The sequence below is a fragment of the Salipiger aestuarii genome (genome assembly GCF_003259905.1).
GTDB lineage: Bacteria > Pseudomonadota > Alphaproteobacteria > Rhodobacterales > Rhodobacteraceae > Salipiger > Salipiger aestuarii.
Genome location: NZ_QLMG01000025.1, coordinates 38533 through 64920 on the forward strand (window position 1 = coordinate 38533; position 26388 = coordinate 64920).

Annotated in this window: 31 protein-coding genes and 3 pseudogenes; 16 read left to right on the top strand and 18 right to left on the bottom strand. The window is 65.4% G+C overall.

Features of this window, described 5'->3' with window-relative positions:
- The first annotated feature begins 139 nt into the window (after positions 1–139).
- Entirely contained in the window at positions 140–808 is a 669-nt protein-coding gene (locus ATI53_RS13650) for a helix-turn-helix transcriptional regulator (RefSeq protein WP_111550633.1), read from the top strand.
- Positions 809–987: 179 nt separating this feature from the next.
- Here the strand turns inward: ATI53_RS13650 and ATI53_RS13655 are convergent, their stop codons facing one another.
- Positions 988–1539 (bottom strand): peptidylprolyl isomerase, encoded by a 552-nt coding sequence (locus ATI53_RS13655; protein WP_111550634.1) that lies wholly within the window; start codon positions 1537–1539, stop codon positions 988–990.
- Positions 1532–2038: a peptidylprolyl isomerase gene (locus ATI53_RS13660; RefSeq protein WP_009506030.1), complete on the bottom strand. Its 507-nt coding sequence runs from the start codon at positions 2036–2038 to the stop codon at positions 1532–1534. Before ATI53_RS13660 ends, ATI53_RS13655 begins: the two co-directional genes overlap by 8 nt.
- A gap of 160 nt (positions 2039–2198) precedes the next feature.
- Between ATI53_RS13660 and ATI53_RS13665 the strand changes: the two genes are divergently transcribed.
- The 3 genes from ATI53_RS13665 to ATI53_RS23320 all read left to right on the top strand — a co-directional run bounded on the left by ATI53_RS13665 (position 2199) and on the right by ATI53_RS23320 (position 4281).
- Positions 2199–3377 carry a phosphoglycerate kinase gene (locus ATI53_RS13665; RefSeq protein WP_009506029.1) on the top strand — a complete coding sequence of 393 codons (1179 nt, stop codon included), beginning with the start codon at positions 2199–2201 and terminating at the stop codon, positions 3375–3377.
- 216 nt (positions 3378–3593) lie between these two features.
- Positions 3594–3893, top strand: coding sequence for an FtsB family cell division protein (locus ATI53_RS13670; RefSeq protein ID WP_009506028.1), 300 nt, complete (start codon positions 3594–3596; stop codon positions 3891–3893).
- 217 nt (positions 3894–4110) lie between these two features.
- Positions 4111–4281 (top strand): hypothetical protein, encoded by a 171-nt coding sequence (locus ATI53_RS23320; protein ID WP_009506027.1) that lies wholly within the window; start codon positions 4111–4113, stop codon positions 4279–4281.
- Here the strand turns inward: ATI53_RS23320 and ATI53_RS13675 are convergent.
- The 8 genes from ATI53_RS13675 to ATI53_RS13710 form a co-directional block, all read right to left on the bottom strand.
- Positions 4278–4847 carry a DsbE family thiol:disulfide interchange protein gene (locus ATI53_RS13675; protein ID WP_009506026.1) on the bottom strand — a complete coding sequence of 190 codons (570 nt, stop codon included), beginning with the start codon at positions 4845–4847 and terminating at the stop codon, positions 4278–4280. The two genes, ATI53_RS23320 and ATI53_RS13675, sit on opposite strands and share 4 nt — an antisense overlap.
- Positions 4840–4998 (bottom strand): heme exporter protein CcmD, encoded by a 159-nt coding sequence (ccmD, locus tag ATI53_RS13680; protein WP_009506025.1) that lies wholly within the window; start codon positions 4996–4998, stop codon positions 4840–4842. The genes ATI53_RS13675 and ccmD overlap by 8 nt, the downstream gene beginning before the upstream one ends.
- Positions 4995–5723: a heme ABC transporter permease gene (locus tag ATI53_RS13685; protein ID WP_009506024.1), complete on the bottom strand. Its 729-nt coding sequence runs from the start codon at positions 5721–5723 to the stop codon at positions 4995–4997. Before ATI53_RS13685 ends, ccmD begins: the two co-directional genes overlap by 4 nt.
- Before the next feature lie 113 nt (positions 5724–5836).
- Positions 5837–6358, bottom strand: a complete 522-nt coding sequence (locus ATI53_RS13690; protein ID WP_009506023.1) for a hypothetical protein — start codon at positions 6356–6358, stop codon at positions 5837–5839.
- Complete coding sequence (locus ATI53_RS13695; RefSeq protein WP_111550635.1) at positions 6355–7290, bottom strand: peptidase; 936 nt, start codon at positions 7288–7290, stop codon at positions 6355–6357. Before ATI53_RS13695 ends, ATI53_RS13690 begins: the two co-directional genes overlap by 4 nt.
- A 113-nt stretch (positions 7291–7403) precedes the next feature.
- Positions 7404–8060 (bottom strand): heme exporter protein CcmB, encoded by a 657-nt coding sequence (gene ccmB, locus ATI53_RS13700; protein WP_111550636.1) that lies wholly within the window; start codon positions 8058–8060, stop codon positions 7404–7406.
- On the bottom strand, positions 8057–8671 hold the full coding sequence (ccmA, locus tag ATI53_RS13705) for a heme ABC exporter ATP-binding protein CcmA (RefSeq protein WP_009506020.1): 615 nt from the start codon (positions 8669–8671) through the stop codon (positions 8057–8059). The genes ccmB and ccmA overlap by 4 nt, the downstream gene beginning before the upstream one ends.
- 196 nt (positions 8672–8867) lie before the next feature.
- Complete coding sequence (locus tag ATI53_RS13710; protein WP_009506019.1) at positions 8868–9221, bottom strand: Mth938-like domain-containing protein; 354 nt, start codon at positions 9219–9221, stop codon at positions 8868–8870.
- A gap of 428 nt (positions 9222–9649) precedes the next feature.
- On the opposite strand from ATI53_RS13710, the pseudogene ATI53_RS13720 reads away from it, so the two are divergent.
- Positions 9650–10807: pseudogene (locus tag ATI53_RS13720) on the top strand (IS5 family transposase).
- Positions 10808–10818: 11 nt separating this feature from the next.
- Here ATI53_RS13720 and ATI53_RS24630 read toward each other — a convergent pair.
- Positions 10819–11046, bottom strand: coding sequence for a hypothetical protein (locus ATI53_RS24630; protein ID WP_511223898.1), 228 nt, complete (start codon positions 11044–11046; stop codon positions 10819–10821).
- A gap of 84 nt (positions 11047–11130) precedes the next feature.
- Here ATI53_RS24630 and ATI53_RS24635 point away from each other — a divergent pair, with 84 nt between their 5' ends.
- On the top strand, positions 11131–11427 hold the full coding sequence (locus ATI53_RS24635) for a DUF8810 domain-containing protein (protein WP_111550637.1): 297 nt from the start codon (positions 11131–11133) through the stop codon (positions 11425–11427).
- 164 nt (positions 11428–11591) lie between these two features.
- Here ATI53_RS24635 and ATI53_RS13730 read toward each other — a convergent pair whose 3' ends face one another.
- From ATI53_RS13730 to ATI53_RS13745, 4 genes are read right to left on the bottom strand one after another with little or no spacing between them, the layout of a single operon-like run.
- On the bottom strand, positions 11592–12203 hold the full coding sequence (locus ATI53_RS13730) for an ABC-type transport auxiliary lipoprotein family protein (RefSeq protein ID WP_009506878.1): 612 nt from the start codon (positions 12201–12203) through the stop codon (positions 11592–11594).
- A gap of 6 nt (positions 12204–12209) precedes the next feature.
- A complete protein-coding gene (locus ATI53_RS13735; protein ID WP_111550638.1) occupies positions 12210–13952 on the bottom strand; it encodes an MCE family protein in 1743 nt (580 codons plus the stop codon).
- A 6-nt stretch (positions 13953–13958) separates the two neighbouring features.
- Complete coding sequence (locus tag ATI53_RS13740; RefSeq protein ID WP_009506880.1) at positions 13959–14735, bottom strand: ABC transporter ATP-binding protein; 777 nt, start codon at positions 14733–14735, stop codon at positions 13959–13961.
- Positions 14735–15811, bottom strand: coding sequence for an ABC transporter permease (locus ATI53_RS13745; protein ID WP_009506881.1), 1077 nt, complete (start codon positions 15809–15811; stop codon positions 14735–14737). Before ATI53_RS13745 ends, ATI53_RS13740 begins: the two co-directional genes overlap by 1 nt.
- Positions 15812–16257: 446 nt before the next feature.
- Between ATI53_RS13745 and atpD the strand changes: the two genes are divergently transcribed.
- The 9 genes from atpD to ATI53_RS13790 are packed head-to-tail and all read left to right on the top strand — an operon-like array spanning position 16258 to position 22676.
- Positions 16258–17664 (top strand): F0F1 ATP synthase subunit beta, encoded by a 1407-nt coding sequence (gene atpD / locus ATI53_RS13750; RefSeq protein WP_009506882.1) that lies wholly within the window; start codon positions 16258–16260, stop codon positions 17662–17664.
- Entirely contained in the window at positions 17661–18101 is a 441-nt protein-coding gene (locus ATI53_RS13755; protein ID WP_009506883.1) for a F0F1 ATP synthase subunit epsilon, read from the top strand. The genes atpD and ATI53_RS13755 overlap by 4 nt, the downstream gene beginning before the upstream one ends.
- The gene (locus ATI53_RS13760) at positions 18098–18388 is read left to right on the top strand and encodes an AtpZ/AtpI family protein (protein ID WP_111550639.1); all 291 of its coding nucleotides are present in this window, start codon (positions 18098–18100) and stop codon (positions 18386–18388) included. The genes ATI53_RS13755 and ATI53_RS13760 overlap by 4 nt, the downstream gene beginning before the upstream one ends.
- The gene (locus tag ATI53_RS13765; RefSeq protein WP_009506885.1) at positions 18385–18663 is read left to right on the top strand and encodes a hypothetical protein; all 279 of its coding nucleotides are present in this window, start codon (positions 18385–18387) and stop codon (positions 18661–18663) included. Before ATI53_RS13760 ends, ATI53_RS13765 begins: the two co-directional genes overlap by 4 nt.
- Positions 18660–19349, top strand: a complete 690-nt coding sequence (locus ATI53_RS13770; RefSeq protein ID WP_009506886.1) for a F0F1 ATP synthase subunit A — start codon at positions 18660–18662, stop codon at positions 19347–19349. The genes ATI53_RS13765 and ATI53_RS13770 overlap by 4 nt, the downstream gene beginning before the upstream one ends.
- Positions 19346–19591 (top strand): F0F1 ATP synthase subunit C, encoded by a 246-nt coding sequence (locus tag ATI53_RS13775; RefSeq protein WP_009506887.1) that lies wholly within the window; start codon positions 19346–19348, stop codon positions 19589–19591. The genes ATI53_RS13770 and ATI53_RS13775 overlap by 4 nt, the downstream gene beginning before the upstream one ends.
- Before the next feature lie 4 nt (positions 19592–19595).
- On the top strand, positions 19596–20336 hold the full coding sequence (locus tag ATI53_RS13780; RefSeq protein WP_111550640.1) for a F0F1 ATP synthase subunit B family protein: 741 nt from the start codon (positions 19596–19598) through the stop codon (positions 20334–20336).
- A complete protein-coding gene (locus ATI53_RS13785) occupies positions 20314–21855 on the top strand; it encodes a F0F1 ATP synthase subunit alpha (protein ID WP_009506889.1) in 1542 nt (513 codons plus the stop codon). Before ATI53_RS13780 ends, ATI53_RS13785 begins: the two co-directional genes overlap by 23 nt.
- Positions 21852–22676, top strand: coding sequence for a F0F1 ATP synthase subunit gamma (locus tag ATI53_RS13790; protein ID WP_009506890.1), 825 nt, complete (start codon positions 21852–21854; stop codon positions 22674–22676). The genes ATI53_RS13785 and ATI53_RS13790 overlap by 4 nt, the downstream gene beginning before the upstream one ends.
- A 137-nt stretch (positions 22677–22813) precedes the next feature.
- Here the strand turns inward: ATI53_RS13790 and ATI53_RS13795 are convergent, their stop codons facing one another.
- The gene (locus ATI53_RS13795; protein WP_223866056.1) at positions 22814–23059 is read right to left on the bottom strand and encodes a hypothetical protein; all 246 of its coding nucleotides are present in this window, start codon (positions 23057–23059) and stop codon (positions 22814–22816) included.
- Between the two features lie 309 nt (positions 23060–23368).
- On the opposite strand from ATI53_RS13795, the gene ctaD reads away from it, so the two are divergent.
- Entirely contained in the window at positions 23369–25042 is a 1674-nt protein-coding gene (gene ctaD / locus ATI53_RS13800) for a cytochrome c oxidase subunit I (RefSeq protein ID WP_009506892.1), read from the top strand.
- 109 nt (positions 25043–25151) lie between these two features.
- Here ctaD and ATI53_RS13805 read toward each other — a convergent pair.
- Together ATI53_RS13805 and ATI53_RS13810 are read right to left on the bottom strand one after the other, a co-directional pair.
- Positions 25152–25628: pseudogene (locus ATI53_RS13805) on the bottom strand (DinB family protein); the annotation flags it as partial.
- A gap of 613 nt (positions 25629–26241) precedes the next feature.
- Positions 26242–26388 (bottom strand): annotated as a pseudogene (locus ATI53_RS13810) (IS3 family transposase); the annotation flags it as partial.

Sequence of the window (26388 nt, forward strand, 5' to 3'; positions counted from 1 at the left end):
ACCTCTTCGCGAGTCTTAGGGCGAAGCCCGCGCGCCCGAAAGCGGCAAGCGGTCGAAGAAAGGCTGCATGGCCAAATTCCCCCACCGTCTTTGACACTATTTTGTCAGTAGGGCACCCTGCCGCACGAAAGGACCATCGATGAAAAAATCCCTGCGCCTCGCGGCCCTGATGACCCGCCTGAAAGACGGCAACCTGCACACCGCCGAACGCCTCGCCCAGGCGCTCGGCGTGTCGGTGCGCACGATCTACCGCGACATGGACGAGCTGTCCGCAGCCGGAATCCCCATCGCCGGCGAGCGCGGGCGCGGCTACCGGGCGGCGGCCACGGTCACGCTGCCCCCCCTGAACCTGACGGACATCGAACTTGAAGTGCTGCATCTGGGGCTGGCCGCCGTGGGCGCGGGCGCCGCCGAAATGCCCGATCTGGCCCAGGCGGCCCGCAGCCTGTCCGCCAAGATCGACGACCTGCTTCCCGAAGAAGGTCAGACCGTTCCCTTCGGCTTTGCCAGCCACCCGTGGCAGGACGCGGCACAGGGCTTTCGCCACATGCCCGCCTTTCGCGCCGCCGTCCGGGCCCGCCAGAAACTGCGCGTCACGCTGACCGATGGCACGAGTCAGGATATTCGCCCGCTCAAGCTTGGCTATTGGGGACGGATCTGGACCTGCACCGCCTGGTCTGAAACCGGTGCGCGGTTCACCGAGATCCGTCTGGACACGGTCGCTGCCCTGACGCCCCTGCCCGGTCTGTTCGTCAATGAGCCCGGAAAACGGCTGGAAGATTACCCCACATCGCCCCGCCGGGACTGATGGTGCCGCGCGCGGGGGCGCGGCCTGCGCCCGCGCGGTATCCCCGCCACAACGACGGCCGCGACGCGCGGCCCCTTCGCGCAACCAATGTCCTCAGGTACCAAAGAGGAGGGCACCGCCCTCCTCTTCAGGCCCGCATCGCGGGCTGAAACCAGCGCGCCGCAAGGCGCACCTTTGGATCAGTCGGTCACAGTCACGGACACCATGCGGTCGGGCTGGCCGACCACGGTGCCGTTGCCGCCTGTGCCGCGCTTGATTGCGTCGACCACATCCATGCCTTCGGTCACTTCGCCGACGACGGTGTACTGGCCGTTCAGATGCGTCGCGGGCGCGAACATCACAAAGAACTGCGAGTTAGCCGAATTTGGGTTCTGCGACCGGGCCATGCCCACCGCGCCGCGCTCGAACGAACGGTCGGAAAATTCGGCCGCAAGATCGGACATGTCCGACCCGCCGGTGCCCGCCATGCGCATGTCCGCGCCCATCTTGCCGTATTGCACGTCGCCGGTTTGCGCCATGAAGCCTTCGATGACGCGGTGGAACACCACGTCATCGTATTCACCGGCCTTCGCCAGCGCGGTGATGCGCGCGACGTGCTGCGGGGCCACGTCATCGAACAGCTCGATGTGGAAGGTGCCGTTGGCGCCCTCGCCCGCGACCGTCACGTCCAGCCCTGCCGCCATCGCGGGCGGGCCCAGCACGCAGAAAACGCCTGCCAGAAGCTTACGCATCCACGGCCACCCTGACGCTGATCATCCGGTCGGGGGTCGCGGGCGGCTCGCCGCGGGTGATCGCATCGACGTGCTCCATGCCTTCGATGACGCGCCCGTAAACGGTATATTGCCCGTTCAGAAAGCTGTTGTCCTTGAAGTTGATGAAGAATTGCGAGTTGGCCGAATTCGGGTTTTGCGATCGCGCCGCCCCCAGCGTGCCCCGGTCATGCGGCAGCTTGGAAAATTCCGCCGGCAGGTCCGGCAGGTCCGACCCGCCCGTGCCCGCGCGGCGCAGGTTGAACCCGTCTTCCATGTCGCCATGTTCCACGTCCCCCGTCTGGGCCATGAACCCGTCGATCACGCGGTGGAAACAGACGTTGTCATAGGCCCCGGCGCGCGCCAGTTCCTTCATGCGCTCGGCATGTTTCGGGGCGACGTCCGCCAGAAGTTCGATCACCACGGTGCCGTCTTTCAGCTCCATGAGGATGGTGTTTTCGGGGTCCTTGATCTCGGCCATGTCATACTCCCAATGCGTCCGATGAGGTTGGGCGCAGACTTAATGCGCGCGCCGCGCTTTCACAACCTTTTCGGGCGGCTCGGCCAGCGTGGGCGCATTGACGCCGGGCGTCCGACGGGGCAGACCTTTCGTCAAAGCTCAAGACCAGAGGAGCCACACCATGGCCTGGAAAACGCTCGACGACATGGATCTGGACGGCAAGCGCGTCCTGACCCGCGTCGATATCAACGTCCCCGTCGAAAGAGGCGAAGTGACCGATGCCACCCGCGTCGAACGCGTCGGCCCGACCGTGCAGGACATCATATCGCGCGGGGGCAAGCCGATTCTGCTGGCGCATTTCGGTCGCCCCAAGGGCAAGGTCGTGCCCGAGATGTCGCTGAAGATGCTGGTTCCCACGCTAGAAGCGGTGTTCGGCACATCGGTGCATTTCACCACCCTGGACGAGGCCGAAGTGGTCATCGACGCCTGCGACGCGGGCCAGGTTGTGCTGCTGGAAAACACCCGCTTCGAGCCGGGCGAGGAATCCAACGATCCCGACCTTGCCAGGACCTATGCCCGGCTTGGCGACATCTACTGCAACGATGCCTTTTCGGCGGCCCACCGCGCGCACAGCTCGACCGAGGCGCTGGCGCATCTTCTGCCCGCCTGCGCCGGCCGCCTGATGCAGGCCGAGCTTGAGGCGCTGGAATCCGCGCTTGGCGACCCCAAGCGTCCCGTGCTCGCCGTTGTCGGCGGCGCCAAGGTGTCGACCAAGCTGGAATTGCTTGGCAATCTGGTCGAAAAGGTCGACATGCTGGTGATCGGCGGCGGCATGGCGAATACCTTTCTTGCGGCGCAGGGCGTCGACGTGGGCAAATCGCTGTGTGAACACGAAATGACCGGCACCGCCAGGGACATCGCCGCCAAGGCCGCGACCGCAGGTTGTGAAATCCTGCTGCCGCGCGACGTGGTCGTCGCCCGCGAATTCCGCGAAAATGCCCCGTCCGAGGTGGTTGCCGCCGAATCCTGCCCTGCGGATGCGATGATCCTGGATGCGGGCCCCGAAAGCGTCGCCCATATCGAGGCCGCGATCGAACGCGCCGAAACATTGATCTGGAACGGCCCGCTTGGCGCGTTCGAGATCGCGCCCTTTGACGCGGCCACCAATGCCGCCGCGGCCTCGGCGGCGAAGGCCACCGCCAACGGCACCCTGGTGTCGGTCGCCGGGGGCGGCGACACCGTCGCGGCGCTGAACAAGGCGGGCGCGGCGGACGATTTCACCTATATTTCCACCGCCGGGGGCGCGTTCCTTGAATGGATGGAAGGCAAGGTTCTGCCGGGCGTCGCCGCCCTGGGCTGACCGCAAAGCCATCGCCGGGGTGCCGACTGTGCCCCGGCCCGCTGCCCCGGCCCGTCGCCCCTACCTGCCGCCCCGACCTGCGGCAGCGATGCCGCAGGGGCGCGAAAAATATCCCCCTATGGGCTGACCGGGATTCCCCCGCAGGCCGATTCGTGCCATCACGTCCCCACGCATCCGTCAGAGATGCGACCCGAGGCAAAAGCAAGAGCACACCCCATGTCCGCAAGGCGCAAACCCGCGTTCGGCGCGTTGATCTATACCGGCATCACCATGGCCCTGTCCGCCTATTTCACCTTTGCCGCCGTGCAGGGCGATTTCGGCCTGTTCCGCCGCGCTGAAATCGACAGCGAAGCCGCGCAGCTGACCGCCGAGCTTGACCAGCTTGCGGCAGAAGTGTCGCGGATGGAAAACCTGACGCTGCGCCTGTCGGACGATTATCTGGATCTCGACCTGCTGGATCAGCAAGCGCGCGACGTGCTGGGGCTGATGCGGTCCGACGAAATCGTCGTGCGCTAAGCCTCATCCGTCAAGGCCGGGCGATCCGGCCGCGGAGGATGCGACGGGGCGGCCCTGATTGGGCGAAAATCCGCCTCGGCGCGCGCAAAAAGGCAAGGCCCTGCCGAGGCGGGCGCAATCCCGCAGTTCAACCGGCCCTTGCCGCACATGACGCTTGATCGGGGGCACCGACGCCCCCCATCTTGGTGACTGAACACGACAACAGGCAGCACGACAGATGCGACACAAGACCCGACTGAAAGCCCTGACCGCCCTGCAAGCCGCAGCCCTTGCGATGCTGGCAATCTTTGGCGCCTTCACGGCGCAAGGACATGCCAAATCGTGCAAACCCAACCTGTCGCCGCCGTCGTCCGCGTCGTGCTATATCGCCCCGGTCGAGGCGCATTAACGCCCAAGCGCCTTGTCGAGCGCGGGCAGGAACACATCGGTGTAAAGCGTGCCCGCCAGCGGCCCGGTGTGCTTGTGCAGCACCGTGCCATCGCCCGCGACGATAAAGGTTTCGGGCGGGCCGGTCACGCCCCAGTCGATCGCTGCCCGCCCCTGCGGATCGAATGGCACCCCGATGAAGGGCGAGCGTTCGTCGGTCAGGTAGCTGGACGCGGTGCCGGCCTGATCCTTGATGTTCACGCCGACGATGCGCACCCCCTGGGCCTGCAGCTCCAGCAGGCGCGGATGTTCGGCCCGGCACGGCGGGCACCACGACGCCCAGAAGTTCACGAGGGTCACCTCGCCGCTGCGCAGGTCAGCGTCTTGCACGGCCGGGAACCCCTCCAGCGTTTCGGTCGGAAGGCCCGGCGCCTGCCTGCCGATGAACTGCGAGGGCAGCAGCGTCGTGTCGCCCCGCTGCATCCCCAGATACGCCATGACCGCGAATGCCGCGAACAGCAGCGGCGGCAGGATCATCAGTACCGAAATCTTTTTGCGGGGCGTCTGCCCGCCGTCGCTGTCAGCCATGGGGTTTCAGCCTTTTCTCGACCTTTGCCAGTTCGGCCCGGACCCGGCGCGCCCGCGCCACGCTGACCCCGACAAGCAAGGCGATCAGCCCCAGGCTGACGCCATAGGATGTCAGCACCTCAAAAGCGTATTTGCCAAGATCCAGCTTCATGACTGTCGCTCCCGCGCCAGCAAGGCGCGCGCCCGGCGCGCCCGGATTTCCGTTTGCGTGCGCAGGAACACCAGCGCGACGAACAGCAGCACAAACCCCGCGATGCAGACCAGCGCGGGGTACCAGAACACATCGGCCACGTTTTCCGCAGCATCCATCGACAGCGATGCGCCCTGGTGCAGCCCCTGATTCCAGAACAGCACCGCATAGCGCGACAGGATCGCGAACACCGATCCGACCAGGCACAGGATCGACGTCAGATCCGCCGCCGTATCGTCGTTTTCGATGGCCGACCACAGCGCCATGTAGCCAAGGTAGAACAGGAACAGCACAAGGAACGAGGTCAGCCGCGGGTCCCACGCCCACCAGGTGCCCCACATCGGCTGGCCCCACAGCGCCCCGGTCGCCAGAGCGATCACCGTGAACGTCGCCCCCACCGGCGCCGCCGCGCGCGCCGCAAGGGCGGACACATGGTGGCGCCGTATAATCCAGATGAGCGAGGCGACCAGCATCATTGCCCAGGCGTTGATCGCCATCATCGCCGCTGGAACGTGGATGTAGAAAATCTTGACCGTGCTGCCCTGGCGGTAGTCGTCGGGGGTAAAGAAGACCCCCCAGATCAGCCCCGTCACCAGACATATCGCCGCCCCCGCCGCGATCCACGGCAGGACAAGATCCGTCGTGCGGATGAACTTTACGGGGTTGGCGTATTCCCAGATCGACATGCGGCTGACCCTATCGCTGACTGGCACGGGTTACACCCAAAAAAAGAACGGGGGGCAAGCCCTTCCAGGGCCCCGCGACATCGCGTCCGCGCCTGGTCCCGCGCGCCACCCGGTCAGGGCAGCGGCGCGCCGGTCTGGACGGCGGCAAGGGTATCCAGCAGCCGAACCTCGACGCGACGGAACGCGGCGAGCGCGGCGTTCTCCGGATGGGTGAACATCTTCATCACGCTGCCCTCGACCGCCACAAGGTTGGCGCAACCCGGCAAGTCCAGCCCGATGTAACTGACCTGTGCATCCGCCACCGGAAGACCGCCAAGCGCGGCGCCCAGCGCCCCGGCGTCGAGCCTGGCAAACCCCTGATCGGTGACAAAGGTCAGCAGGTCGGAAAACGCTTGCGCGCTCAGCCGGTCCTGCCGTTGCTCCAAATCGGTGCGCACGGTGACCGCGCCATTCGCGTGGACGGCCACCAGAGGCGGGGTTCTTGGCGCGCCCTCGCCCGTGATGTCCAGAAACAGCACGACGGATGTGTCCGAGCTTAGGGTCGGCGCGGGGCAATCGGCCGCCAGCGTCCCGCCCCAGACCGCGCAGACCGCCCCGGCCCAAAACGACAGCCGGCGCGCGGCGACGCGGCTCACGCCCTGCGGCGGCGCAATCGCAGCGCGCCCAGCCCACCAAGACCGATCAACGACAGCCCCGCCCCTGCCGGAAGCGGCACGGCAGCCGCGGCGACGTCGGTGACGTAGGTGATATATCCCAGGTCCGCAAAGGACGCGACGGTCGTGCCCGACACGGTCGTCGCGGCAAAATCGTAGCCCAGCACCGAATTGGGCGTCGAAAACGGCGCGCCGATATATCCGGTCATGATGTCCGCCGCCCCGCCCGCGTAGTTGTCTTCAGCCCAGTGGCTGTTTGCCGTGCCCTGGCCGCCATCAAGATCAACCGGAATGGACGACGCACCGGGGCCGAACTCGGCGTTGTAGACCGCAAGCCCGAACGCGCCGGTGTATTGGCCGCTGCCCGTGGTATAAAGGTTCTGCGTTCCCGCAAAGGCTCCGCCGTAAGTCGTGGTGTTCCACAGCGTCCCGAAGCCCAGCACATGCGCCATTTCGTGGACGATCACATCGAACAGCGTGCCGCCGCTGTACATCGCGGCAAGGTCGGCGGTGTCGAAATACATCAGACCGTGCGAGGCATAGGCATATTCCGACGCGCCCGCGTACACCGAAATACTGGTCGGCCCCGCCGCCCCGAGCGTGCCGCCCGCGCCGTCGATGCCGGTGCCCACGGCGATGATCGTCAACGCATTGATCGCCAGATCGTGACGGTTGCCCAGCACCATCGTTTCCCAGAACGATTTGGCCTGCTGGAACACCGATTGCAGGTCTGAAGACAGGGTTTCGCTGTCCGTGCTGCCGTTGCCGTCAAAGTCGACCTCACTGTCGAAATCGAGCACGATGTTGAACGGGTTCCCGATGCCGGAGTAGGTGGCCGCTGAGGCGAGTGCAGGCAGCCCGAGCCCGGCGGCGACAAGGGTCGTTGCAAGGCCAAATCGTCGAGCGTCGCTCATTTGATCACATCCAGAACGCTGCGGTTGGCCTACAGCGTTAACGCCTCGGATCTCATCTGGCAACGAACTTGTGAACGCAGCAGCGCAGCAAATACAATGGTTTCCCCGTGCATCTACCGCAGGTTTATGCGCAGGACGGCGGCGCTGGCGAACGGAAGAAGCGCGAGCGCCCCGGCGCTGATGCCGCCAAGCATCAGCAATGGGGTCTGAACCGCCAGCCCCTCGGCACCGCGTCGCGCCGCCTCGGCGCCAAAGATCAGCGTGGGCACATACAGCGGCAACACAAGAAGCGACATCAGCAGCCCGCCCCGTTTCAACCCCACGGTCAGCGCCGCGCCGAACGTGCCGATCACCGACAGCGCCGGCGTGCCCGCCACGAGCGATGCGAACAGCCACAGATAGCCCGGCGCGGGCAGGCTGAGCAGCACGCCCAGCAGCGGCGCGGCGATAACCAGCGGCAGACCTGTGGTGATCCAGTGGGCCAGCGCCTTGACGGTGACGATGCCTTCCATCGGCAGCGGCGCGGTGGCAAGCAGATCCAGCGAGCCATCCTCGCGATCCAGCGCAAAGATGCGGTCAAGCGACAGCAGGCAGGCCAGCAGCGCCCCGATCCACAGTACCCCCGGCGCGATGCGCGCCAGCAGCGCCGTTTCCGGCCCGACCCCAAAGGGCACCATGACCGTGACGATCAGAAAGAACGCGAGCCCCAGGCCGAATCCCCCCCCCGCCCGCACCGCGAGCCGCAGGTCGCGCGCCAGCAGCGCGATCACAGGAACGCCTCGTCATGCGCGGCGGCGCGCGGCGCGGCCCTGAACGGCGTGACGTCCAGCAGCGCGGCTTCGGGGATGCACAGGTCGATATGGGTGGCGATGATCGCAGAGCCACCGCCGGCCAGATGCCCCCTCACGGCCCGCGCGAACAGCGCCACCGACGCCGCATCGAGCGACACGGTGGGTTCGTCCAGCACCCAGACCGGGCGCCCCGTCACCATCAGTCGCGCCAGGCCAAGGCGGCGTTTCTGCCCGGCGGACAGTGCCCCCGCAAGCCGGTCGTCCAGCCGGTCCAGATCGAAATCGCGCAAGGCCGAAGCAATGTCATGCCGACCGAACACATTGGCCCAGAACGTCAGGTTTTCCGTGACCGTCATCATCGCCTTGAGCCCATCGGAATGAGCGGCGTAGGCGATGCGATCCGCCGCCCCGTCGATCCGTCCGGACTGGGCCGGTTGCAGCCCGGCGACGGTGCGCAGGAGGGTGGTCTTGCCCGACCCGTTCGGCCCCCGCAGCACAAGCGCTTCGCCGGGGGCAAGATCGAAACTCACCCCTTCGAGCACCGGCACACCCCCGCGGGATACCGTAAGATCCGTCACGCTCAGCCTCATGCCCGATGGGATAGCCCGAAGCCCTTGCAGGGGAAAGCGGTTAAACCGTCGCGCCCGGTCGCAAGATCGCGTCGCAAGTCCGGCCAACAGGGCACTGCCCGTGCCACATGCACCCGCCCGCGATACCCGCGGCAAGAACAGACGGGCGCTGCCCCGCGCGATCCCGCGTGTGTATCGACCCGCCGGTGTGCGGCGCCTAGACCGGAAGCGCGGCAAGCGCGACGCGGCGTCCTTCGCCAAGCAGCACATTGTAGGTGCGGCACGCCGAGGGCGTGTTCATGACCTCGACCCCGACGCCCGCGCTTGCCAGCCGGTCTGTCAACGTCTTTGGCAGGTAGGTCATTTCAGCCCCGGTGCCGACAAAGATCACGTCCACGTCGGGCACAAGACGCAACAGCGCGTCTTCGTCGTGCAACCCGCCCCAGGCGACCGAACCTTCGTTTGCAAGACAGATCGGCCCGTGCATCGGGCGCCCGGCCACCCGGAAAAACCCCGGACCATAGCCATCGACCGGCTGCGCCGTGCCGAAGCTGGTTTCGTTCATCTGCATGGTTGTCCCCTAGTCCCATACCGGCAATCCCAGCAAGATCGCCGCAACGATGATCAGATAGGCCAGAGCACGGTACCCCTCCTCCCGTGCCGGATCGAACAGAGCCTGACCCAGTTTCGTACCCGCAGCATACTGCAGAAGCCCGACAAAACCAAGACGCTTGGACAGCTGTGACCCGTCAGAAACACCCCTTCAGAAACACCGGAACACCGCGCCAATATCCGTCGTCAGCTGTCGTCAGGCGTCAGCAGCCGTCACGGCCCTGTAAACAAGAGCTGTGAAAGGCTCAAAGCCGGGGCTTGGGCGGTTGGGTCAAGGCAGCGTCCGCGTCACGATAACGGGGCGCGCGCGCTTACTGGAATCCCGGCTCTGTTGCATAAACCTGGTGAGGGATTCCTGTCGTGAATCCAGCGTGGTAGCTGGACGACATGAGCAGACCCACGCCCCCAACCTACAAGACCGGGAACTGGCCGGCCTGTAACGAAGCGCTCAAGCGCCGTGGCTCGCTGACGATCTGGTTTGACCCAGAGAGGATACGGCATGCTGCGCCGACCGGCAAACGCGGCCGACAGCAAACCTGCAGCGATACCGCCGTCCAGACATGCCTGACGATGAAGGTGCTGTTGGGCATGGCGGCACGGCAGACGACCGGGTGCGTCGAGAGCCTGCTGAGGCTGATCGGTTTGAACTGGGCGGTGCCCGACTTCAGCACGCTGTCGCACCGCCAAAAGACGCTGGCCGTGAACATCCCGTATCGTGGCTCCAACGGCCCACTGGGCCTTCTGATCCCCGCCTGGGCATTGCTGCGCAATACCCTGCCGGGCAGCGGATCAGTGCCGACATCAAGGCCGAGGGCGAAGGCGAGTGGCACGCCCGCAAGCATGGTGGTGCCAAACGGTGTCTATGGCGGAAGATCCATCTTGGGATTGACGAGAAAACCCTGGAAGTCCGCGCCGTCCACTGCCCGGCGGGCGATTTGCATGGCAAATCTGCCGAGAGGGGAGATTACCGGGACCCCCATCGGTGATGCGCCGATCCTGCCCGATCTGCTCAGCCAGATCCCGGCGGACGAGGCGATCGGCAGCGTCACCGCAGACGGTGCCCATGATACCCGCAAATGCCACGACGCCATCCTCTGCCCGGCAGTGCATGTTTACATGCACAAGAGGGGCTGACCGCAGGGCGAATGCCGTCATCCCACCCCGCAAAAACGCCAAGCCGTGGAAGACCGTCACCGCGGTGCCGTGGCCAGAAACGAGGCCCTGCGAGCCTCAAGATACCTCGGTCGCGCGATCTGGCGAAACTGGAGAGGATACCACCGCCAAAGCCGCGCCGAAACCAAGATGCACTGCGTCAAACTGCTGGGGCAACGCCTCATGGCGCGTGACTTCGACCGACAGATCGCCGACATCAAGGTGCGCATCGCCGTCATGAACGGCTACACCGCCCTTGGCGTTCCTGTCACACAAGCCGTGAGATCAATCCGTCCGGGGAAAGGGGAACCTCGGATATTACAAGCTTTGTGCAACAGAGCCATGTATCACGACAAGCTTCTTTCGCCCCCGATGAAACTGGCCTTCACCTAGATTCAACCGCGTCATTCATAGATGCTGACGATCCATTCTTGATGGCGATACTGAACTCCAAAGTCTTCTGGTTTGTTCTGTCTGCGCTCCCCCCTCTGGCCCAAGGCGGTCATCGCAGAAAAAAGAACCGATATATTGAAAAAGTAACCATTCCAAGCGCGGCCAAAGCTACCAGAGACACGCTTGCCGCGCAGGTTGAAAGGTGTCGCAACCGGGCCCGACAGCGGTTGAAGCTGCAAACTGCCCTGACCCGCCGCATCCCGGACCTCTGCCCGCCTGGCCGGGCCCTCAAGCTGATCAACAAGCTTAGGGAATGGTGAAGCATGCCAAACTTCGCGGCCTTCCGCGCCGAGGTGAAAAAGGTCTTCAAGGCCGATATCCCCCTTGCCGATCGTTCCGATTGGGAAGACTCGATCAATCGCGACCGCGCCGAAACCCTGCGTCTGAGCGCCGAAATCACCCAGGCCGAAGCCCGGATCGAGAGCATCGTCTACGACCTGTTTGACCTGACCGAAGACGAAATCGCGTTGTTGGATGCGGCGGTCCAGCCCCTCTGTCGGCAAAATCTCTTCCCGGTTCAACACGCGGCGCGGCAACAGCCAAGCCACGCCGCGCGTTGATTTCCCAGACTTGATCCCGGTCCGGGACGGAGGGGCGGAACCGACCTGCCCTCTGCCCGGTTCCAGAAGAGTTTCCCGCCCCGAAACGGGCTTCCCAGCGCTCAGAACCGCGTTTCAACCCTTGTTTACAAGGAATTCCGCGCGCGCGTGCTCGGGCAGGTACCTTAGACACCGGGAACTCCGGCCAGCCAGGCCACCACCTCTGCCAGTTGTTGCGTCATCGCGTCATCGAACGCGGGCACGATCAGCTCCGCCGAGGTGTCCGCCACGGTCCGTGTCGTGCTGAACCCGCGCGACGAAACGACCCGCCCGTCCTGGCCGTCGATCAGGCTCAGGGTGGTGCGCATCACAACCGTCACAGCTTCGGGCGTGACCTCGGCATGAAAGGCTTGCAGATCGGTCAGCAGCAGGTAATCCGGCGTCGGCCCCGTTCCAGCCGCGCTGACCAGCGCGAAGCCGCCCGAATTGGCAAGCGAGCGCACCAGAAGCAACTGCACATGCTCGGTTGCCGCGTCGATCCAGCGGGCGTCTGGCAGCGACTGGATCTGCAAGGGAGTCGGTTTGATCACGATGCGGTCGCTTGTCAGCGCGCCTGTCGCGGTCGGCAAGGCGATTTCCAGCACACGCCGCCCGCGCGGCACCGCCACCGAGCCCGCGGGCAGCGCGCTCAGCTCGTAGGTTTCCAGCGGCGTCGATGCGGTCTGAAGGCTGGACAGGGCCGAACAGCCCGTCAACAGCGTCAGACCCAGCCCGATCAGTGCAAGGCGCAGTGTCATGTTCGTCTATCTCCTGAATTCGGGGATGGTATTGCCGAAAAAGAACCGCGCCGGATCGCGCTCCATCTTCTTGGTCAGTTGTTCCAGCCGATAGACCAGTTGCTGGGCCTCGCGGGCGAATTTGGTAAATTCAGGCAGCCCGATTTGTGCAAAGCTCTGGATCGGCGGCGTGCTTGCGGTGACGGTCGTGTCGATATTGCGCACCACCGCCAGGGCCCGGCCGATGACATCGCGCAGATCGGAGGTGATCGCGGGCAGATCTTGCGCCAGGGCAGCCATCGTCGTTTCAAACTGTCCGGCGGCGGTGCGCACATCGGTGATCGCCGGCCCGAGATCGGTACCCAGGATCGTGTCGGCCCTGGCAAAGGCATCGCGGGCCACATCCAGCGTCGCTTCGGTGGTGCCAAGCGCGCGATCGAGATTGGCAAAGCTGCGGCTGGCATCCGCAAGGGTCCGCGTCGCCGCCTGCACCGCCGTCTCGCCGCTTGCGACCAGCGGGTCAAGCCGCGTGGTGAACCCGGTGATGTCGCCTGCGACCTGATCGACCGCTGACGTCACGCTGGCGACCGCCCGTCGCACATCGGCCAGGATGGCGGGAACATCGTCTTGCAGCATGCGATCCATGCGCGCGATGGTCTGCTGCGCCGATTTCAGCGTGGCGCGGGCATCCGCCACCAGTGCGGTGCCCTCGCCGTCCACCAGCCCCTGCACGCTTCCCGAGGCGCCCTGCACCGCGGCGAGCGAGGCGCGCGCTTCGGCCAGCGTCAGATCGAGGTTGGCAATCGTCGGTTCAAGCTGGGCAAACCGTTGCGTCGCCGCATCGGCGGTACCGCCCATCTGCGCCAGCACGGTATCCAGCTGCGTGCGCAGGTCGGTGACGGCGGTTTCGATGGACAGGATGGCCGATGACAGCTGGTCCGCCAGGGGCGGCACGCGCGTCTGCACAAGGCTGTCGACGTCGCCGATGGTCTTTTCCGCCGCGGCGAACGCGCCGGTGGCGGATTTCATCGTCGGTTCGATCTCGGCGATCGCCAGCTTGGCCACGTCCAGCGTGTCGTTGATCTTGACCAGCGAGGTCTGCACGGTGGTTCCGATGTCATCCAGACGCCCGGTGAATTTTGAAATCTCGGCGGTGCCATCGGACACGGTGCGCGAAATATCGGAAAAATCAGACAGCGCGGTTTCCAGCTTGCCGGAGGCGCTTTCAAGGTTGCGCAACGTGGTGGCGACCGATTGCTGGTTTTCCGGCCCCAGAAAGCTGCGGATCTCGCGGATGGCACCGACCGCTTCTGCCACCAGATCGGGGGCGTCTTCGGTCAGGGCCTGAATGACAGACCGTTCCGAGGGGATCAGCGGGATGTCGGCCGCGTCACTTGCGTCGAGCAAAAGCGGCGCCTCCGGGCTTCCCCCGCTCAGGGACACAAAGGCCACCCCCGTCACGCCCTGCGAATTGAGCTGGGCGGTGGTGTCGGTCTTGATCGGCGTGCCCGCCGCGACCTCGATGCGCACCCGTACCTTGCTGGGATCGGTGTCATCCAGACCCAGCCCGATGACCTGCCCCACCGACAGGCCGTTGTAGCGCACGTCCCCCGCCATGCCCAACCCCGAGACATCGTCGAACAGCACCTCGTACCAGGCATACTGGCGGTCGATCTCGACCTTGGCGAACCACACAAGCAGCCCCAAGAGCCCAAGGACCCCCAGAACCGTCACGGCGCCGATCAGCACGAAATTGGCTTTGGTTTCCATCCGGTGTCAATCCTCGGCTATGCCGGCCGCCCGCGCGCGGGGGCCGTGGAAATATTCGTGTACCCAGGGCTGATCGACCTTCAACATGTCTTTCATGGTTCCCGTGACAAGGACGCGCTGTTCGGCCAGAACCGCGATGCGGTCGCAAATCGCGTGCAGGCTGTCCAGATCGTGGGTCACCATGAACACGGTCAGCCCCAACGTCATTTGCAGCTTTTTTATCAGCGCATCGAAGGCCGACGCCCCGATCGGGTCCAGCCCGGCGGTGGGTTCGTCCAGAAAGACGATCTCGGGGTCGAGTGCAAGGGCACGGGCCAGACCGGCGCGTTTGCGCATCCCCCCCGAAAGCTCGGACGGATACTTGTCGCAGGCGTTCGGCGGCAAGCCCACCATCGAAATCTTGAGTTCGGCCAGCGCGACCCGCGTTCTGGCGGACAGGGTCGTCTGTTCGCGCAACGGCACCTCGACATTTTCGCGCACGGTCAGCGATGAAAACAGCGCGCCGTCCTGAAACATCACCCCCCAACGCTGCTCGATCTTCTGGCGCCGGTCATCCGGGGCGTGCAGCATGTCGGTGCCCAGCACGGTGACGCTGCCGGCGCGCGGGCGCAACAGACCGACGATCGAACGCAGCAGCACCGACTTGCCGGTCCCTGACCCTCCGACCACGCCCAGTACCTCGCCCCGGCGCACATCCAGATCCAGGCCATCATGCACCACATGGCTGCCGAACTGGTTGCGCAGGTCGCGCACCTGAATAATGGCATCGCCCGGCTGCGCCATCACACCCCCACAATCGCGAAAAACACCGAAAACAGCGCATCCGCCACGATGACTAGAAAGATCGACAGCACCACCGAGGTCGATGTGAGGCGCCCCAGCGACGCGGCGTCTCCGCCGACCTTCATGCCCTCATAGCTGCCCACGACCCCGATGATGACGGCAAAGAACGGCGCCTTGATCAGCCCGACCGCGTAATGCCATACATCGACCGACTCGTGGAGCCGGGTCTGGAACATGCCCGGCGACACACCCAATTCGATCCACGACATCATCGCCCCGCCCAGCAGGCCCATGACATCGGCCACGACCCCCAGCAGCGGCAGCACCAGGATCAGCGCCAGCACGCGCGGCAGCACCAGCACCTCTATCGGGTCCAGCCCCAGTGTCTGCATGGCGTCGATCTCTTCGCGCATCTTCATCGAACCGATGGCGGCGGTGAACGCGGCCCCCGACCGGCCCGCGACGATGATGGCGGTAAGCAGGATGCCCAGCTCACGCAACACCGAAATGGCGATCAGGTCCACCACGAACACCTCGGCGCCGAACTGGCGCAGCTGAACAGCGCCCTGAAACGCCATGACCACGCCGATCAGAAACGCCATGAGCGACACGATGGGCACCGCGTTCAGCCCGATTTCCTGCATATGATGCACCAGCGACGTCAGCCGCAACCGTCCGGGGTGCGCCGTAACATACCCGAACCGCGCCACCACCGCGCCAAGAAAGCCCAGCATCTCGATCAGCTTGCGCCCGCCGCTGCACGCTGTACGGCCGACCGTTTCAAGCCAGTCGAAAAAGTCGTTGCGCGGTTTCGTGGAAACGTCTTTCGCCGGGATGTTGCGGCGCACGACCTCCAGCAGTTCCGTATGCTGGGGCGAGGCCCCGGTGATGTCGCACGTCTTGCCGCGCGCGCGCCAGCGGGTCTGGGTGTCGATGACAAGCCAGGCTCCGGCGGTGTCCATTGCCTCGACATCCGACAGATCCAGCGTGGCGTCTTCGGCGCCCGGCTCCGGGAGCCGGGCACGCGCCTCTTCGAGGCACGCGACGACGAGCCGTCCTGAAAGACGCAGGGTCATGGCGCCGGGCGGTCCCGGTGGGGCGCGGGTAGAGAAACGCACATCTTGTCTTACTCCTGTCCTGGCGGATCTGGCGTGCCCCGCTTTCGCGCCGGCGGCGGTTGGCGGGGTACGGGCGATCGCCGCCGCCTTTCGTCGGCCTCTGCCGGTGTTGACATGCTGCGCCAGCGCGCAGGCCATGCGCAAGCCTCATGCACTTGACCCGTCACAACCGCATGAGGGCATGATCCAGATCAATATACGTCTGTTGCAAAAAGATATTCTGCGGTCAGGGCGCCCCGGTCGCGTCGCACACGGCCCGGCCTTGCCGCCCGGCCGACGTTGCGCAGCCCACGGCGCAGACTTGATTCAAGGCGAACAGCAATGCCACGACCCGCTTTCCTGTCTATGCGCAATCGCGCCCGGTCCGGCACCGCCCGCCGGGTGCCCCCGGACAGGGCGTCGGCATGAGCACCGCCCAGGGCACAGTCACCGCCGTGCGCGGCCCGGTTCTGGACATCCGTATCGACGCGGCGCTGCCAGCGATCCGCGATGCCGTCGAAATCGAAAACGGCTCCGCCATCGTGACCGCCGAGGTCCAGGCGCATCTGGACCCGCATCATGCGCGGGTAATCGCCCTGCAATCCACTCAGGGCATTGCGCGCGGCGCACCGGTGCGGCTGACCGGAGGCCCGCTCAGCGTGCCTGTCGGCCCGGCGGTTCTGGGCCGGTTGCTGGATGTGATGGGGCATACCGGCGACGACCAGCCCCCCCTACCCGACGACACGCCCCGCCGCCCGATCCATCATGCGGCGCCCTCGCTGGCGGATCAGCGGGGCCAGACGCAGATCTTTTCGACCGGAATCAAGGCGCTTGACCTGCTGGCCCCGCTGGCGCGCGGCGGCAAGGCGGCGATGTTCGGCGGCGCCGGGGTCGGCAAGACGGTCCTGGTGACCGAACTGATCCGCTCGATGGTGTCGGGCTATGACGGCATCTCGGTGTTTGCCGGGGTCGGCGAACGGTCCCGCGAGGGCCACGAGATGCTGAATGAAATGCGCGACAGCGGTGTGCTGGACCGGACCGTGCTGGTCTATGGCCAGATGAACGAGCCCCCCGGCGCACGCTGGCGCGTGCCCCTGACCGCGATGAGCATCGCCGAACATTTCCGCGACGAACAGGGCCGCGACGTGTTGTTGCTGATGGACAATGTGTTCCGCTTCGTTCAGGCGGGCGCCGAAGTGTCGGGCCTGCTGGGCCGCATGCCGTCGCGCGTCGGCTACCAGCCGACACTGGAAACCGAAGTCGCGGATCTTCAGGAACGCATCGCATCCGTGGGGCGGGCATCGGTCACCGCCATTCAGGCGGTCTATGTGCCCGCCGACGATTTCACCGACCCTGCCGTGGCGGCGATCAGCGCCCATGTCGACAGCACGGTGGTGCTGTCGCGCCAGCTTGCGGCCGAGGGCATCTATCCCGCCATCGACCCCATCGCCACCACATCGGTTCTGCTCGACAAGCTGGTGGTGGGCGAGGATCACGCCCGCATCGCAGGCCGGGTGCGCGAGCTGATCGAGCACTACCAGGAACTGCGCGACGTGATCGCCCTGCTCGGGGTCGAGGAACTGGGCCGTCAGGAACGCCTGCTTGTGGGCCGCGCCCGCCGCTTGCAACGGTTCCTGACCCAGCCGTTCTTTGTCGCCGCCGCCTTTACCGGGATGGAGGGCCGGTCGGTGCCGCTGGCCGATACCGTCGCGGGCTGCGCGGCCATCCTTGCGGGCGACTGCGACGACTGGGACGAAGGGTCGCTTTACATGATCGGCACCCTTGACGAGGCGCGCGCCCGCGAAACCAGACGCCGCGGGGCCGCCGCATGAGAACCGCCATCACCCTGACCGTCACCACGCCGCTGGCTGTCGCCGTTTCCGACACAGCGGTACGATCCATCCGCGCCGAGGACGCCAGCGGCGGGTTCGGCCTGTTACCGGGCCACGCCGATTTCCTGACCGTGCTCGGAGCGTCGGTGCTGCGCTGGCGCGGCGCGGGCAGCGACTGGCACTATTGCGCGCTGCGCGGGGGCGTGTTGCAGATGCGCGGCGGCACCACTGTCGATGTGGCCTGCCGCGAGGCGGTGCCGGGCCGCGATCTGGCCTCGCTCGAAGTGCTGGTGCAGCAGGCGATCGAAGACGAGCTTGATGCGGCGCGCCAGGCCAGGGCCGAACAGACCCGCCTGCACACCACCGCGATCCGCAGCTTGATCCGACATCTCGGCACGGCGGCGCCGGGAAGCGATCTTGCCGGGAATTTCCGATGACCACGCCAGACCCGCACATTGGCAAGGAAAGGATCGCCGATGCCGCCCGAAGGACCCGTGAACGGGACGACGCCGGCAGGCGCGACCCCGAACCGTCGCTCGCGCGACGTTTTGGCCAGATCGGCGTGCTGGGCTGGGTGATCGTGGTGCCGACCATCCTGGGCGCGGCGGTGGGCAACTGGCTGGATCTTCGGCTGGGCAGCGGGATCATGCTGGCGGCGGCGCTGACGATGATCGGCGCGGGGCTGGGCCTGTGGCTCGCCATGCGCTGGATGCGAAAGCAATGAGCGCGTTCGTCACATCCGCCGCAATCGCCACGCTTGCGGCGTTGGCAGGGGTTGGGGCCGGGTATCTGCATTTCCGCAGCCTGCGCCTGGTCGCGGTCCGGCTGGCCGCGGGGCAGATGCGGGCGGTCGCGCTTCAGATGGCCCGCATGACGGGCCTTGCGCTGTTTTTATACCTGTGTGCCCGGCTGGACACATGGGCACTGATCGGCGCCGCCGCCGGAGTGTCGGTCGGACGGGCGTGGGTGTTGCGCGCCGCGCGAAAGGCAACGCCATGACCGACTCGCCGCTTGACCTGACCTATGCCTTCAATCTTGGCCCGTTTGCCATAAGCTGGGTGGTCGTGGTCACCTGGGGTATCCTGCTCTTGCTGGGGCTTGGGTCTTTTGCCATGACCCGGCGGCTTGCCCTCCGCCCCGGCAAGGGGCAGGCCGTGCTGGAACTGGTGGTCGGCGCGATCGACGACCAGATCCGCGCCACCATTCCCGGCGACCCTGCCCGTTTTCGCACGCTGATCGGCACGCTGTTTCTGTTCATCCTCACGGCCAACTGGTCGTCGCTGGTTCCGGGGATCGAGCCGCCCACCGCGCATCTGGAAACCGATGCGGCACTGGCGCTGATCGTGTTCGCGGCAACCCTTGGCTACGGGATCCGGGCGCAGGGCGTCCTGGGCTATCTGAAAAGCTTTACCCGCCCCAGCTGGGTGATGATTCCGCTGAACCTGGTCGAACAGATCACCCGCACCTTTTCGCTGATGATCCGCCTGTTCGGCAACGTCATGAGCGGCGTTTTCGTGATCGGCATCATCCTGTCGCTGGCCGGCCTGCTGGTGCCGATCCCGCTGATGGCGCTGGACCTGCTGACCGGCGCGGTTCAGGCCTACATCTTTGCCATTCTCGCCCTCGTCTTCATCGCCTCGGCGGTCGAGGACAGCGCTCCCCAGGAAAAGGACCCCCCGTCATGAACTATATCGAACTGGTCAGCATCTGCGCCGCCGCCTTTGCGGTGTCGTTCGGCGCGCTAGGCCCGGCGCTGGCCGAAGGCCGGGCCGTGGCCGGCGCGATGGAGGCCATCGCCCGGCAGCCCGAAGCGTCGGGAACAATCTCGCGCACGCTGTTCGTCGGCCTTGCGATGATCGAGACCACGGCGATCTATTGCCTTGTCATCGCGCTGCTGCTGCTGTTCGCCAACCCGTTCGTCCAGTAACGCCATGCAGTTCGACTGGCTGACATTCGGGCTTCAGATCGTCAACGTCCTGGTGTTGCTGGCGATCCTGCGGCATTTCCTGTTCCGCCCGGTGGCCGACATCATCGCGCGGCGCCAGGCGGATATCGTGGCGGCTCAGGATGCCGCCGACGCCGCGCAGGCGCAGGCCGCGCGCGCCGAGGCCGTTGCGCGCGCCGAGACCGACAAGATCGCGATCGCGCGCGACGACATGCTGTCCCGGGCGCAGTCCGATGGCGAGGCGCAGCGCGCCAGGCTGGTGCAAGCGGCCCGTGCCGAAGCCGACAGAATCATCGCCGATGCCCGGACCGAGGCCACCCGCATCGTCGACGGTGCACAGGCCGTCACCCTGCGCCGCGCCCGCGACCTGGCCGAAACCATCGCCGCGCGGGCGCTGTCGGATCTGCCGGATCCCCCCACCGCCGCCGGTTTTGCCCGGCGGCTGGCCGCCGAGTTGGCCTCCCTGCCCGAGGCCAGGCGCGACGCCATGCTGGGCGGCGCAGATGTCAGACTGGTCGCCTCGACCGCGCTGACGGACGGCGATCTCGCCACCACACGGTCGGTGCTGATTCCGCTGGGGCTGGACCACGCCCCCATCGAGGTCGACCCGACGCTGATTTCCGGGCTCGAGCTGCGCTCGTCCACGGGTGCCATCCATAACTCGCTCGCCCATGACCTGACCCGCATTTCGGAGGCGCTGGACAATGACGACGGATCCGGGACTTGAGACGCTGAAGGCGCGCGTCGCTTCGGCAACGCTTGGGCCAGAAGCGCGCGAAACCGGCGCGGTGACCGAAATCGCGGACGGTCTGGCGCATGTGTCCGGCCTGTCCGGCGCGCGCCTGGGCGAGGTGCTGCATTTTTGCGACGGCGCGCGCGGCTTTGTGCTGAACCTGGGCGAACGCGATCTGCAGGCGGCATTTCTGGACCCCGCCACCGGGATCGAGGCAGGCAGCGCCGTGACCCGCACCGGACAGCTTGCGTCCGTCCCGGTGGGCAAGGCCCTGCAGGGACGGGTGGTCGACCCCATGGGGCGCCCGCTGGACGACCTTGGCCCCGTCGGCGCCAGCGACACCGCGCTGGCCGAGGGCGACGCGCCCCCGATCATCGACCGCGATTTCGTCACGCAGCCGGTCGAAACCGGGCTGCTGGTGATCGACGCGCTTTTCGCCATCGGGCGCGGACAGCGCGAGTTGATTATCGGCGAACGGGGCACCGGCAAGACATCCATCGCGGTGGATGCAATCCTGAACCAGAAACACAGCGACATCGTCTGCATCTACGTCGCCATCGGTCAGCGCACCACCGCCGTGCGCCGGGTGATCGAAGCGGTGCGCGAAAAAGGCGCGTTCGACCGCACGATCTTTGTCGTGGCGCCCGCCACGTCCGAACCGGGTCTGCGCTGGCTGGCGCCTTTTGCGGCGACGTCCATGGCGGAATGGGTGCGCGACCGGGGCGGGCACGCGCTGATCGTCTATGACGACCTCAGCAAACACGCCGCCGTGCACCGTGAGCTTGCGCTGTTGTCGCGCCAGCCGCCGGGACGCGAAGCCTATCCCGGCGACATCTTCTACCTGCACGCCCGGCTACTGGAACGGTCGGCCAAGCTGTCGCAGGCGCGCGGCGCGGGGTCGCTGACCGCGCTGCCCATCGCCGAAATCGAGGCAGGCAACCTGTCCGCCTACATTCCCACCAACCTCATATCAATTTCCGACGGGCAGATCGTCACCTCGGCGGCGCTGTTTGCCGGCAACCAGCGCCCGGCGGTCGATGTGGGCCTGTCGGTCAGCCGCGTCGGGGGCAAGGCGCAGGCCCCCGCGCTCAGGTCGATTGCAGGGCGTCTGCGGCTGGATTACGCGCAATATCTTGAAATGAAGATGTTCTCGCGTTTCGGGGGCTTTGGCGATGAGGCGATGAAGAAACGCCTGGACCGGGGCGAACGGATCGGCGCTTTGCTGGCCCAGGAGCGCTATGCCCCGCTGTCGACCACGGCGCAGGTCGCGCTGCTGGCGGCTTTGACGGATGGCGCGCTTGAAAGCGTCGCGTTGCGCCAGTTCCCGGCGCTGAAGGCCGCGCTGGGTCCGCTGGTTGCGGCCGAGCCTCGGCTTGCCGCGTTGCGTACCGCCCCGCGGGTCGATGACGCCACCCGCGCTGCCGCAATCGCTTGCGTCAAGACCGCGATCGCGCGATTGCCTGCCGCAAAACCGGGCCCGAAACCGCACCCGGAACAGGCGCCCGTGGCATGACCCGACCGGAAGACATCCGCGACCGAATCGACAATATCCGCGAAATCGAAAGCATCGTGTCCACGCTGCGGGCGCTGGCCGTGGCGCGTCAGCACGAAGCGCGGGACCATCTTGCGCCGATTCGCGCCTATGAAACCAGCGTGGCGCAGGCGCTTGGCACCGCGTTGGCGGCCGCCCGGATAACGGCGCCGGAACCGATCGACAGGCCGGGGCTGATCGTCGTCGTCGGGGTTGCGCAAGGGTTTTCGGGCGCCTTCGGAGACCGGATCGCCGACGCCGCGGATGACCATGCACGGCGCGGCGCGGACCTGCTGATCGTCGGCGGGCGCACCGGCAGCGCGCTTGACGAGCGCGGGGTCAAACCGGTCTGGGTCACCGAAACCGCATCTCACCCACATGATGTGCCGGCCCTTGCAAGCCGCCTGTCGGACGTGCTGTTCGACCGGCTGACGAGGTCGGGGGGGGCACCGGTGTCGATCCTGTTCGCCGACCCGGAGGCGCTGGATCAACCGCTGACACGACGCCTTCTTTTTCCGTTCGATTTCAGCCGCTTCCCCGCCCAGCGGCGAGAGGCGCCGTTGACCACGCTCGCTGCGGGCGAACTGGTATCGGAATTGATCGAAGAATATGTTTTCACCGCGTTGTGCGAGGCAGTGATGCTGGGGTTTGCAGCGGAAAACGCAGCGCGGGCGACGGCCATGTCTCGCGCCCAGACCAACGTCAAACGCATTGCGACGGATTTGCAGGCCACATTCCAGCGCGCACGCCAAGAACAGATGACGACCGAAATCATCGAGCTGTCAACGGCATCGGCGCCCTGAACAGGGACGCAGCGACCGTTCAAACCCGCCGCCACCGGGACCGCGGGCCGATGCGGGCGAGCAGCGCCGGCGCACAGTGGCAAGCCCGGCGCACCAGCATCGTCGTAACAGGAATGAGGGTCGATTCGGCCCGGCTGTCAGCGCCCGCCAAAGACATGCGGCAAGATCGTATCCCGCGACAGGCCACGCTCCGAAAGCTCGCGATCCGACATCGCGCGCAGTGCGGCCACACGCGCAGCCAAGGCACGCTGGCGACGTGCAAACGGCGTTTCGAAAAGACGCGCAACGCGGCGCGACAGCGGTTCGTGGAACATATGGTCGATCAGGGCCATCTTCGGCGTCTCCCGTGGCAGCGGTTTCAGACGGGTAACGCGGTCGGACATGACATGGTTCCAGGCCTCGCACAGGCCAGGAACCCCGGCGCAGGCATGTGGGCCAGCGCGCATTTACCGGATCTTGACGGTACCGGGACACGCCGGGGCGACCGTCTGGACGCAATAAAGTTTGATCAGGACCAAAGGCCGTATTTACGCGTCGTCTGCAACATTCTAAAACGGGAATTGGACACGGGGCGAAACACGCGATTTTCGCGCGTCTTCGACAGACCCAGTACACCAAATCCGAGGGCGCCAGCCTTCATCCGGCAGATTCCTGCGGACGACGTCCCCAGGACAAGAAACAGGAGGCAGATGATGGCGGACGCTACCATTGAAGGCCACGATCACCACGACGACAGAGGGTTCTTTACCCGCTGGTTCATGTCGACGAACCACAAGGACATCGGGATTCTCTACCTGATCACCGCGGCGATCGCGGGACTGATCTCGGTGTCATTCACGGTCTACATGCGGCTTGAGCTCATGGAGCCGGGCGTTCAGTTCATGTGTATGGAAGGGGCGCGTCTGTGGCCCACCGCCACAGAAAACTGCACCCCCAACGGGCACTTGTGGAACGTGTTGATCACCGGCCACGGCATCCTGATGATGTTCTTTGTGGTCATCCCCGCGCTATTCGGCGGATTTGGCAACTATTTCATGCCGTTGCAGATCGGCGCACCGGACATGGCGTTCCCGCGCCTCAACAACCTGTCCTATTGGTTGTATGCGGCGGGCACGACGCTGGCGATCTGTTCGGTGTTCTCTCCGGGGGGCAACGGGCAGCTTGGATCGGGCATCGGCTGGGTGCTTTACCCGCCGCTGTCCACGTCCGAAGCGGGCATGTCGACCGACCTCGCGATCTTTGCGGTCCACGTTTCGGGGGCCTCGTCGATCCTTGGGGCGATCAACATCATCACCACCTTCCTGAACATGCGCGCGCCTGGCATGACGCTGTTCAAGGTGCCGCTTTTTGCCTGGTCGATCTTTGTCACCGCCTGGCTGATCCTGCTGTCGCTGCCCGTGCTGGCCGGCGCCATCACCATGCTGCTCACCGACCGCAACTTTGGCACCACCTTCTTTGATCCGGCCGGCGGCGGAGACCCGATTCTCTACCAGCACATCCTGTGGTTCTTCGGACACCCCGAAGTCTACATCGTGATCCTGCCGGGCTTTGGCATTGCAAGCCATGTCTTCGCGACGTTCTCGCGCAAGCCGATCTTTGGTTATCTGCCGATGGTCTGGGCGATCATCGCAATCGGCGCGCTTGGCTTCGTCGTGTGGGCGCACCACATGTATACGGTGGGCCTGTCGCTGCGCCAGCAAAGCTACTTCATGCTGGCGACCATGGTCATCGCGGTTCCGACGGGGGTAAAGATCTTCAGCTGGATCGCGACGATGTGGGGCGGATCAATCGAATTCAAGACGCCAATGCTGTTCGCACTTGGCTTCCTGATCCTGTTCACCATCGGCGGCGTGACCGGCATCGTGCTGTCGCAGGCTGGCGTCGACCGCGCCTACCACGACACCTACTATGTGGTGGCGCATTTCCACTACACGATGTCGATGGGCGCGGCGTTCACCATCTTTGCAGGGGCGTATTTCTATTTCCCCAAGATGACCGGCAAAATGTACAACGAGACGCTGGGCAAGCTTCACTTCTGGATGTTCTTCATCGGCGTGAACCTGACCTTCTTCCCGCAGCATTTCCTGGGCCGTCAGGGCATGCCGCGCCGCTACATCGACTACCCCGAGGCTTTCGCCACCTGGAACTTTGTGTCCAGCTGGGGGGCGCTGCTGTCGTTCGCGTCCTTCCTTCTGTTCTTTGGCATCATGTTCTACGCCCTGCGCAAAGGGGCGCCCGCGACCGAGAGAAACCCGTGGAACGAATACGCGGACACGCTGGAATGGACCCTGCCCTCGCCGCCGCCCGAGCATACGTTCGAGCAACTGCCCAAGCGTGAGGACTGGGACAAACATCCGGCCCACTGACCATCAGACAAGCACTGAAAGGGACCCCCGGAGAAATTCGGGGGTCTTTCTTATGTGGACAACTGTCACCGCACGCGGGTTGTAGTTTGGCGCGTTTGCGAGGGCCGCTGTGGAATTCAGGGACGGCCCCCATAGCCGTGAGCATGGCATGTATCTGCCCGCGCTGATGGGATTGGTGGGTGAATACCTGGACGACGCAGATCGCTTTTGGCATTTCAGTAAGGGCCGAGCCGTCAGGAGGGTACCACCTGACGCTGTCGTAGAGTTCTGCATCGGCCAAGCCGGCTGCCCATTGTTCGATTTCGATATCCCTCTGCGCACGCAAGGTTTTGTATTCAGTCCAGTCTGATGGGCTGTTCAGCGAATGCGCGAGCGTGTCTTGTGGGCGCTCATTGCCTTTGACCCGCTCAAGCATGAGGGCATCAGCCCAATAGAGGGGGTTCAGTGTCGCGGCTATGGATTTGAAGAACGCGCGGCGATCCATCCGGTGCTGTGCGTCGGTCAATCCGTCAGAGGCGGTGATGAGTGAGGTGTTTTGCCATCTGTAGTCGCGCGCCATAAGTCGGCAATATTCGGTCGCGATCATCTTTCATGGCCTCAGAGTTGATGATTGGGATTTCGAGAAGGGATTGGCGCTTTACGCGGTCGTGGGGCAAACAGCGCCATCCCGTACAGATCAGGGCACTGTCGGGTGAGTCTTGCAGTATTGGTATCACCGGCCTTTCCCAATCGTGTCCAACCGATCGAGCGGCCACCAGACACCGTTTCGGTACACACCGACTGATGGGGATGCCGCCCTTTTCACGGACGGTTATCCCGGCCGCGCCCCGCTTTCATTCCCGCAATTGACGGGGACGGTGGGTCCACCGCCAAACGCCAAAGCTTGTTTGAGAGCTTGCCGGCCACGGCGACAATCGCTTTCCACGCGATTCCATGCGTCGCAAAATGTCGCTTGCAGAGCTTCTTGGCGTCCCGGTCGCGCCATGCCCGCTGCCATGCCGCTTGAACCGAAATACCGCGACGATGTTTTGGCGTGCGGGCCTGATCCTGGCGCGGGCCGCGCCGCCATCGCTTTGGCCAACAACCAGAGCCAGCCCGAGATACAGGGTCACCTCCCCTGGTCTGCCGAACCCTTCCGGCATAAGCAGTTCTGCCGGAAAGTCAGATGCGACGTGACCTGCCCCCTGCCGGTCCCTCATTCATGACGAGAGTCTGCAGGTTAGATCTGGGTATTCGGCTTCCCCGTCTGGCGCACGCGCGCCGGGCGCGGAGCCCTCAGATTGCTCAAGCACTCGGCGCGCTTGCAGCGGTGTCTGGTTCTCCAGCGAGGAATGCGGCCTGACCGT